The sequence below is a fragment of the Sutterella parvirubra YIT 11816 genome (assembly GCF_000250875.1).
GTDB classification, from domain to species: Bacteria; Pseudomonadota; Gammaproteobacteria; order Burkholderiales; family Burkholderiaceae_F; genus Sutterella; species Sutterella parvirubra.
The window spans coordinates 733-1,662 of sequence record NZ_JH605017.1; the positions used below are offsets into that span (position 1 = coordinate 733).

Below are 930 nucleotides of genomic sequence, written 5' to 3' on the forward strand. Positions count from 1 at the left end.
GACGACCGACACCCCTGCGCACGTCTTCACCCAGATCCTTTGGGCTGGGCTTCCGCCGCGAACAACAACGGTTCGGGCTTTGCGGGGCTCGTGCCCGGGAAGGGTCTGATGCTCTCGCTCACCGCCGCCATGATCCTCGGCCGGGCGGTCCCGATGGCGATCCTGCTGTCGCTCGCCGACGTCCTCGGGCGGCTCCCCAACGTGGGCACCTCGACCGCGCGCAGGGGGACGGCCGCGGCAGCTCTCGGGACGCTGCCTACGTCGGGCGTCGTCTTCGGGGCGTTCCTGACGGGCGTGCTTCTCCTCCTCGGGGGCTTGACGTACTTCCCGGCGGTGGCGTTGGGGCCCTTGGCGGAGGCGTTCTCGAGCTTCGCCGGACTCTGAGATTGAGGGGCTTCGGTCGGGCGTCGAGCGCTGCTTCGACAGCTGTTCCGCCCGGCGGCCTGAAGTCCCTCTTTGTGCAAGGAATTCACCATGACGAATCTTTCTCTTGAAACCCCCGCGGCCGCCGCGGTGCCCCAGATGCAACCGACCGAGCACCCGGACAAGCCTCAGGCGCACCACCACGCCCAAGAACCCGCGTCGAAGACCCCCGGCCTTCCATTCGACGTTCTTCGCCAACCCCGAAATGACGGGGGACGGAAGCGGCGGTGGACGAATGACGATGAAGGAGCTCCGTGCAGTCCTCTCGGCCGCCTCGGGCGCCGCCGACGTCGTGGGCTTCACGATCGCGGAGTACCTGCCTTTCGACGAAGAGCGCCTCTCCGGGATCCTTGCGGAGCTGCCGATCTTCGCGAAGTGATGAATTCGGACTTTCTTTGCCGGACGGCCCGGCTGACCCGGGTCCGATCCCGAAACCTCAAAACGACGACGGCGCAGGCCTCTCCGACCTGCGCCGTTTCGTGTGCGGACGTGTTGGGAAGACGCTTG

2 protein-coding genes are annotated in these 930 nt (G+C 67.1%); both read left to right on the forward strand.

What is annotated here, in order from left to right; translation table 11 throughout:
* A partial coding sequence (locus tag HMPREF9440_RS10840) for a potassium-transporting ATPase subunit KdpA (protein WP_008543780.1) occupies window positions 1-384 on the forward strand: 384 nt, incomplete at its 5' end.
* A gap of 274 nt (window positions 385-658) precedes the next feature.
* Complete coding sequence (locus HMPREF9440_RS11310; protein WP_008543781.1) at window positions 659-802, forward strand: hypothetical protein; 144 nt, start codon at window positions 659-661, stop codon at window positions 800-802.
* The last annotated feature ends 128 nt before the right edge of the window (window positions 803-930 follow it).